8 protein-coding genes and 1 pseudogene are annotated in these 7,077 nt (G+C 70.1%); 3 read left to right on the top strand and 6 right to left on the bottom strand.

The window, feature by feature from the left end:
• Window positions 1–286: 286 nt before the first annotated feature.
• Both ACIQ87_RS39185 and ACIQ87_RS39180 read right to left on the bottom strand, forming a co-directional pair.
• Window positions 287–868, bottom strand: a complete 582-nt coding sequence (locus ACIQ87_RS39185) for a TetR/AcrR family transcriptional regulator (protein WP_402416904.1) — start codon at window positions 866–868, stop codon at window positions 287–289.
• A 66-nt stretch (window positions 869–934) separates the two neighbouring features.
• The gene (locus ACIQ87_RS39180) at window positions 935–1,825 is read right to left on the bottom strand and encodes an SDR family NAD(P)-dependent oxidoreductase (RefSeq protein ID WP_402416902.1); all 891 of its coding nucleotides are present in this window, start codon (window positions 1,823–1,825) and stop codon (window positions 935–937) included.
• A gap of 561 nt (window positions 1,826–2,386) precedes the next feature.
• Between ACIQ87_RS39180 and ACIQ87_RS39175 the strand changes: the two genes are divergently transcribed.
• Window positions 2,387–2,716, top strand: coding sequence for a hypothetical protein (locus tag ACIQ87_RS39175; RefSeq protein WP_402416900.1), 330 nt, complete (start codon window positions 2,387–2,389; stop codon window positions 2,714–2,716).
• Between the two features lie 449 nt (window positions 2,717–3,165).
• Here the strand turns inward: ACIQ87_RS39175 and ACIQ87_RS39170 are convergent, their stop codons facing one another.
• The 3 genes from ACIQ87_RS39170 to ACIQ87_RS39160 all read right to left on the bottom strand — a co-directional run bounded on the left by ACIQ87_RS39170 (window position 3,166) and on the right by ACIQ87_RS39160 (window position 4,333).
• Complete coding sequence (locus ACIQ87_RS39170) at window positions 3,166–3,564, bottom strand: hypothetical protein (protein ID WP_402416899.1); 399 nt, start codon at window positions 3,562–3,564, stop codon at window positions 3,166–3,168.
• 296 nt (window positions 3,565–3,860) lie between these two features.
• Entirely contained in the window at window positions 3,861–4,109 is a 249-nt protein-coding gene (locus ACIQ87_RS39165) for a hypothetical protein (protein ID WP_402416897.1), read from the bottom strand.
• Window positions 4,106–4,333 carry a hypothetical protein gene (locus ACIQ87_RS39160; RefSeq protein WP_402416895.1) on the bottom strand — a complete coding sequence of 76 codons (228 nt, stop codon included), beginning with the start codon at window positions 4,331–4,333 and terminating at the stop codon, window positions 4,106–4,108. Before ACIQ87_RS39160 ends, ACIQ87_RS39165 begins: the two co-directional genes overlap by 4 nt.
• A gap of 373 nt (window positions 4,334–4,706) precedes the next feature.
• On the opposite strand from ACIQ87_RS39160, the gene ACIQ87_RS39155 reads away from it, so the two are divergent.
• Entirely contained in the window at window positions 4,707–4,829 is a 123-nt protein-coding gene (locus ACIQ87_RS39155) for a hypothetical protein (RefSeq protein WP_402416893.1), read from the top strand.
• Between the two features lie 218 nt (window positions 4,830–5,047).
• Window positions 5,048–6,661 (top strand): peptide chain release factor 3, encoded by a 1,614-nt coding sequence (locus ACIQ87_RS39150; protein WP_402416891.1) that lies wholly within the window; start codon window positions 5,048–5,050, stop codon window positions 6,659–6,661.
• A gap of 308 nt (window positions 6,662–6,969) precedes the next feature.
• Here ACIQ87_RS39150 and ACIQ87_RS39145 read toward each other — a convergent pair.
• Window positions 6,970–7,050 (bottom strand): annotated as a pseudogene (locus tag ACIQ87_RS39145) (IS481 family transposase); the annotation flags it as partial.
• Window positions 7,051–7,077 lie beyond the last annotated feature (27 nt).

The raw sequence follows: 7,077 nt of genomic DNA, 5'->3' as shown, positions 1-7,077 counted from the left end.
CCAGAGGTCTTGGAGGAGGTCGTCAGCCACGACCGTTCATGATCGCGGTTGTGGTGACGCTCTGTGGCTCTGGCACGGAAAGTGATCCAGAACCCCGTTCTGGGCGCCACGCGGCCGCGAGTCGCTGCCAACGCTGCGCAACCCATTGGGACCGATCCACCTGGCCGGCGACTACCAGCTCGACATGCCCTCGCTCGCCGACGCGGCCACCTCGGGCGAGAACGCGGCGAAGGCGGTTCTCGCAAGCCTGGGGCGCTGACGCTTCAAGGCTGCGGCAGAGTGGATCTCACACCGCCGTCGGTGTGGCTCGCAGGCCGCCGAGCAATGCGGCCAGGTAGCGGTGCGCGGTGTCGATCCTGTCTGCGGGGGTGCTGCCGTGTACGGCTACGGCGTAGGCGATGCCGCACATGAGCGGGACCAGATCGGCTGCGGCCAGGTCGGGGCGGACTGCCCCGGCCGCGCGGGCCCGGTCGAGGAGTGTGGTGCCTGTAGACCACAAAGACTCCTTGAGTTCCGCGGTGCGCGGCAGGGCGTTGACGGAAGCGGCGGCGACCGGTGCCACGGAGGCGTCGGTGACCTGCGCCTCGACGGTGTGGGTCAGGAAGCTTTCCAGCGCCCGCCAGGCGTCGGTGTCGGCCAGCGCCTGTCTGCCGTGGGCGGCCAAGGCTTCCAGGCGGGGGGTGGCGACCGCCTCCAGGAGGGCCTCGGGCGTGGCGAAGTGGCGGTAGACGGTGCCGACTCCGAGCCCGGTGCGGCGGGCGACGTCGTTGAGCTGCAACGGCGTGCCCTGGTCGACGAGCTCGCGGGCGACGGCCACGATCCGGTCCCAGTTGCGGGCCGCGTCCTTGCGCAGTGGTGTCGTCGTCATGGGGACATGCTAATCGGATGGCTCATCCGCCAGGCCCGCCGCCCGGGCGAGGCCGGGCCTGGCGGGTCAGGGCGCCACGAGGGGCGCGTACTGCCGGCTGAGTCGGCGCACGGCTTCGGCGACGCGGGGGTCGGTGGCCGTGCGCAATGGCGCCGCCGGGCGTGCCGTGGCGCCGATGACGATGCCGGTCCGGCCCGCCAGGGACTCGTCAGTGGCGGCCATGATGGAGGGTTTTGCGGCCTCGGATGCCGGGCCCGCGGTGGAGCGTTCGAACTTGCGGCGCACGAGCGGCCACAGCAGCCGCAGGGCCGGTGAGACGATCTTCGGGTCGGTCAGGGTGCCGTTGGTCATGTCGGTCGCGGCGCCTCCGGGGTCGGCGGCGAAGACCGAGACGCCCGTGCCGTCGAGTCGCGACGCCAGGTCGAGCGTGTAGGCGAGGTTCGCGAGCTTGGCGCGGCCGTACCAGTGGAATCCGTAGTAGCCCCCGGGCGGCTCGACGGCGTCGAACACCCGCTTGGCGACACCGACCGCACCCGAGGTCACGTTCACGATCCTGCTCGGCGCACCGGCCGTGAGCGTGGGCAGCAGCAGTTCCGTCAGCAGGTACGGCGAGAGGTGATTGACGACGAACGACGCCTCCACGCCGTCCAGCTCCTGCCGATCCGCGAACATCGCCCCGACGTTGTTCACCAGCACGGTCAGCGGTTCGCCTGAGGCGGCGTGGTCGCCGGCTATCAGGCCGGCGAGCGCGCGCACGCCGTCGAGCGAGCCGAGGTCGGCGGGCAGGAACCGACCAGGTCGCGCCGGATTCACCGCGTTGATCCGATCGACCGCCCGGGCGCCTCGGTCGGCACTGCGCCCGACCATGGTGACCGAGAATCCGGCGGCAGCCAGTGCCAGAGCCGTCTCCAAGCCGATCCCGGCGGTCCCGGCCGTGACCACGGCTGTCTTCCCCATACGTTCCTCCAGCCCGGCGATTCGGATAGGTCATCCGCTTGATGGTGACGGTAGCATAACCGGATGACTCATCCGATTGTTGATGGCGGACGGGCCCTGTCGCCCGCGACGAAGCCCCCCGCGAGCACCAGACCCCGGAGCCATCAAGGAGCGCCGGTTCGGCTGCCGCGGCGACGGTCGTCTCGCGGGCCGGCGTAGACATCCAGCGGCCAGCACCACCAGTGGGCAGCTGGGGAATTACGTGACGTTCGCCCTGGGGGGGGAATTACGCCGTCGTCGACAGTCGGCTGCTGGCCCGCTTCGCCGAGCAGGCCGCCATCCCGGACCTGCCCGCCCTGCGCGATGCCATCGACACCACCGGGCAGCACGAGGGCCGCCTGTTGGGGACCCGATAGGCCGAGCCGGTCCGCCGCACTCCCGCGCAGCGGCCGAGATCATGGACACGGGTGCAGGCGGCCCGGACGAGGCGCTCAGGGACCACCACTGAGCGCCGACAGCGGGCCGACCCGTCGGGCGGGGTGCGTCCTCTCACCGGGCCCGGGAGTGTGTCACCGGTGTCCCGTGGGTCGGCCCGGCGGGCGGGGTGCGCAGGGCGAGGGCGGCGATGTCGTCGCGGCCGTCGCCGAGGTGGGCGTCGGCCAGGGTCCGGCACAGGTCTTCGAGGGGCAGAGCGGCCTGGGCGGCGGCGACCTGGGCAAGGGCGGTGAGGCCGGCGTCCAGGGGGCGGTGGGGGTGCTCGACCGGACCCTCCGGATCATGCGTACGGACCCCCACCGGGCCTGGCGCGCGGCTGAGATCGCCAAGCAGCTGGGCCTCTCCAGCCACCGCGGCGTCAGCGCCGAACTCGGCCGCTCGGTCAAGGAGGGCATGCTCCTCAAGCCAGCCCCGTGACCTACATCCTTGCACCCGACTGGGCCCCGCCCGACCAGCAAGAACCGCTACACGAAGCGGACTTGCAACCTGCGGATTCACGTTAACTACGCGGCATTGGAGTACTTGCGTGGTGCTGGCACTGCTGTGGCTCTCCTTACGCCTGGATCGTAACCCAGGCTTCAAGGACTCCACGAGGATCAGTGCAGCTCAGCGGCCCCACCAGGGAGCAGGTGTGCTCCGCCTCGGCCGCTGCTGTGGGCCTGCTCCCAGGGCATCGCCAGTCAGGTCAGGCATCCCGTGGCGGCCGTTCGCTTGCCCGCCGGCTCACGCAACACCTCGAAGCGGGCACACGGCCAGGACAACCGCCGGACCGTGTTGCCCGATCCGCGCCCGGTCGGGGAGAAGGGCCGCTGTCAGGGCCGCGTCGGTGTCCTTCCGGGGTGCGGTCTACTCGGAGGGCGGCGCGGTCATCGTCGGCGGCGGCCGCCGCCGCCGATGTGGCGGTCGTTGGCCAGTGCGGTCAGCGGGCCGTACTCACAGGCGAGCTGATTCCACGTCAGAACCTCGCCACAGCGGGCCGGGAACGTCTTCGGGTCGAATTCGGGCATGGTCCAGGTGCCGGTGCCCCGGTCCCGCAGCCACAGGTCCCCGTCACCGTCGACCACAGTCGGCGGGGCCGGTACGGGATCGGCCTGATCGATGGGATCCCAGGTGACCCGGCCGGGGTGGGAGGCGCGGCGCAGCTCGGTGGTGGCCAGCCGTGCGGCCAAGTCGCGGGTGGACTCTTCGGTGTCCTTGACCGACGCGAGCCGGTATGCGTCGTCGAGGACGGGCAGGGCTGGATTCTGGCTGCGCTTGGAACTCATACGCTGGCTACCTCCGTAGGGGGCGCCACATCCGTTATGGCACCCCGTGTAGGAACACGGTATCCGAGGCGGGAGCCGTGCCGGTCACTACCACCGTTCAGGTGGAGGAGATCGGGGCGGTGGGGCCTGGTGGTGAGCCGGTCCCGGACATGGCGCAGCCGCGGTGGTCCGGGGTGATGGCGATCCCTGAAAACGGCCACCCGGATACAGGTGTTTGCCGGACCTGCTCACCTTGATTCCCCGCCGGTGCTGTGTGGAAGGGGTGGCGTCCGCCCTCCCACAGGCGGGATCGGTCGCTACGCCCGTGGGACCGCAGTGCTGCTCCGGCGGACGCGGGTGGTGGTGCGGTCGTAGAGGCGGGTGCCGAGGTCGTCGAGCCTGATCGTGCCGAGGGCGGGGACGAGGTCGGTGGTGACGTAGTCGCGGTAGCGGACGTAGGTGGTGGGCTTGAGGACGAGCTGCTTGTCCTTGAGCCAGGTCGTGAGGTAGTCGGCGAGGGTCTGGTTGGGGTCGGCGCTGTAGCCGACGGCCTGGCCATCGATCATCCGGCGCAGTCCTGCTCGGGCTGCTTCGGCGGTGGGGTAGCCGCCGCGGCGGATGTTGTTGCGTCGATGGTCGGGGGAGGGGAGGGGAGGTCGAAGGAGAAGGTCCAGGTGCCGTGATTGGGGTCGGTGGCGAGCTCGGGGCAGTGTGCTCCGAGTTGCTTGCCACCCTGGTCGCGGCAGCCGCACCGGCGGTAGACGTGCCCGCTGTGGGCTGCGGAGCGCATGGTGATCACTTCCAACGCGGGTCGTGCGAACAGCCATGCTCATGGTCTCCTGGCGGGCGTCAGCAGGCGGTGAACCCCCGGCCTCACACCGTACCCACAAGCGGGTGAAAGGGGCCTCTGACCTGGGGCGATCCCTTGTCGTGGCGACAAGGGGTCGTGGACTCGCTGGCGCTGCTCGGTGTCGCAGGGCGTAGCGTCCCGATATGACCGCTGACCACGGGCTCGAGAGCAGCCGGATCATCGTGCCCTGCGGAGCCGGCGTCGCTCAGATTGCTCACCTGTCGTGGGCGAGGCCGACCAATCCGGGCGATGCCAGCCTGCGCATGCCGATACGTGGGCTTGACCTGCGGCGACGACTCTCTGATCCCCGCAGGTGGCCGGTTGCGAGAGCGAGGAGGTCGCCCGGCGCTTCATCCAGGGCACCGTCGCCGAACAGGGCTTCGATGAAGGCGAGTTGACGATCCACTCCGAGCGGGCCGGTGCAACCTGTGGCTGAGGACCCTGGACCGGCCCGGCCTCGGCTTCGACTTCGACTCCTGACAGTTCGGCTGCTATCCCGGCTGGAGCCGGGGCAGCAGCCGGCAAACGGGAATTTCGGGGTCACGCCGTCCGGCAGCCTATTATCGCTTCTTGGGCCTGCGGACCTGATCCCCGGCTCACCAGGTACGGAGAGGTGTCACCCGGCCTGCTGCCGATGCGTACCCGAGGATACCCGTGAGCACCAAACAGTCCGTCCCCGTCCCGCAGGTCCTTCATGAGGCCGGCCGCCGACGGACCTTCGCCGTGATCAGCCATCCGGACGCGGGCAAGTCCACGCTCACCGAGGCGCTGGCGCTGCACGCGCGGGCGATCACTTCTGCCGGTGCGGTGCACGCCAAGGGTGACCGACGCGGCGTGACCAGCGACTGGATGGAGTTGGAACGCGAGCGCGGTATCTCGGTGACCTCGGCCGCATTGCAGTTCGGCTATCGCGACCATGTGATGAACCTGGTCGACACCCCCGGCCACGCCGACTTCTCCGAAGATACCTACCGGGTGCTGGCCGCCGTCGACTGCGCGATCATGCTGGTCGACGCGGCCAAGGGACTGGAGGAGCAGACCCGCAAGCTTTTCGCGGTCTGCCGCCATCGCGGCGTCCCCGTGATCACCTTCATCAACAAGTGGGACCGGCGCGGCCGGGATGCACTCACCTTGCTCGAGGACATCGAGACGCACCTCGGGATCACCCCCGTCCCGGTCGTCTGGCCGGTGGGCAACGCTGGCAACCTGCGCGGCCTGGTCGAAGCGGGGAACACCGAGCAGATGCTGCGCTACACCAAGGTGCCGGCCGGCACGCACGCCGCCCTCGAGGAGCAGCTCACCTCCGAGAAGGCCGCCGAGCAGGAGGGCGAAGCCTGGACGACCGCGCTGGAGGAACTGGAGCTGGTGCTCTCCTCCGGCCCCGGCTATGACCAGGAGGCCTTCGAGGCCGGCAAGATCAGCCCGGTCTTCTTCGGTGCCGCGCTGACCAACATCGGTGTGAAGCCCCTGCTGGACGCCGTGGTCGAGCTCGCGCCGGCTCCCGGGCCCCGCCCGCTGGCCAAGGGCGGCAGCCGCGAGGTCGGCGAGGAGTTCTCCGGTCTGGTGTTCAAGATCCAGGCGAACATGGACCCGGCCCATCGCGACCGGATCGCCTTCGTCCGAGTCTGCTCCGGTGTCTTCGAGCGCGGCATGCACGTCACCCGCGCGGCCAGCGGCCGCTCCTTCGCAACCAAGTACGCCCACACCGTCTTCGGGGCCGAGCGCACCGTGGTCGACACCGCGTACCCCGGCGACGTGGTCGGCCTGATCAACGCGAGCGCGCTGCGGGTCGGCGACACCCTTTTCAGTGGCAAGAAGACCGAGTTTCCCCCGCTGCCCGCCTTTGCCCCCGAGTACTTCGCGGTGGCACGGCCCAAGGACATCAGCCGTTCCAAGCAGTTCCGCAAGGGCGTCGCCCAACTCGATGAGGAAGGCGTGATCCAGGTGCTGGTCTCCGACCGGCGTGGCGACCAGGCGCCGGTCATGGCTGCGGTCGGCCCGATGCAGTTCGACGTGATCCTGCACCGGATGGAGCACGAGTTCTCTTCCCCGATCGCCCTCGACCAGCTCTCCTACCGCTTGGCCCGAATCACCGACGCCGACGGCGCCGCAGCCCTGGCCAAAGCCCGTCTGACCAACGGCGAGGTGCTCACCCGCCGCTCGGACGGCGTGCTGCTGGCCTTGTTCGCCGACAAGTGGCACCTGAACGCCTTCCAGCGCGCCCAACCCGACATCCTGCTCCAGCCGCTGATCGCCACGGCGGACTGATCGCCGACGTCTCGGTACGGCGGCGCCGCTTGGCACAGCGGACGGCGCATGGTCAGGCCCCTGCCGGGGGTCTTCCGGCGCGCGCCGCCCCTGTGGCTGCCGACAAGTCTGTCCGTGCAGGTCATGCGGCATGTCGGTACTCGTGGAGGGTGCCGCCGAGACGGTCGCGTCCGCGGACGTCCGCGGACGTCCAGCCGGGCCGTCCGCCCGGCATCGGCGACCGGGACGGGCCGTGGTGTCAGCGACGTGTCCTGGTGGAGTGCGTGATGTGGGCGGTGGGTGTTGTAGTGGTCCTCGAACTCCCGCAGTACGTGCAGGAGATGGCGCTGGTTCCAGATCAGCGTCCCGCCGAGGAGTTCGCGTCGGCAAGTGCGTGCCCGGCGTTCCATTAACGGGGCCATTACGGGCAAAACGCC

Origin of the sequence: Kitasatospora sp. NPDC096204 (assembly GCF_044763205.1) — a bacterium.
Lineage (GTDB): Bacteria > Actinomycetota > Actinomycetes > Streptomycetales > Streptomycetaceae > Kitasatospora.
This window is presented reverse-complemented; position numbering and strand designations above follow the sequence as displayed.

Excerpts from the sequence above, each read along its gene's own strand:
- ACIQ87_RS39185 (WP_402416904.1), bottom strand. The coding sequence starts at position 868 with ATGACGACGACACCACTGCGCAAGGACGCGGCCCGCAACTGGGACCGG.
- ACIQ87_RS39160 (WP_402416895.1), bottom strand. The coding sequence starts at position 4,333 with ATGCGCTCCGCAGCCCACAGCGGGCACGTCTACCGCCGGTGCGGCTGC.
- ACIQ87_RS39165 (WP_402416897.1), bottom strand. The coding sequence starts at position 4,109 with ATGATCGATGGCCAGGCCGTCGGCTACAGCGCCGACCCCAACCAGACC.
- ACIQ87_RS39180 (WP_402416902.1), bottom strand. The coding sequence starts at position 1,825 with ATGGGGAAGACAGCCGTGGTCACGGCCGGGACCGCCGGGATCGGCTTG.
- ACIQ87_RS39170 (WP_402416899.1), bottom strand. The coding sequence starts at position 3,564 with ATGAGTTCCAAGCGCAGCCAGAATCCAGCCCTGCCCGTCCTCGACGAC.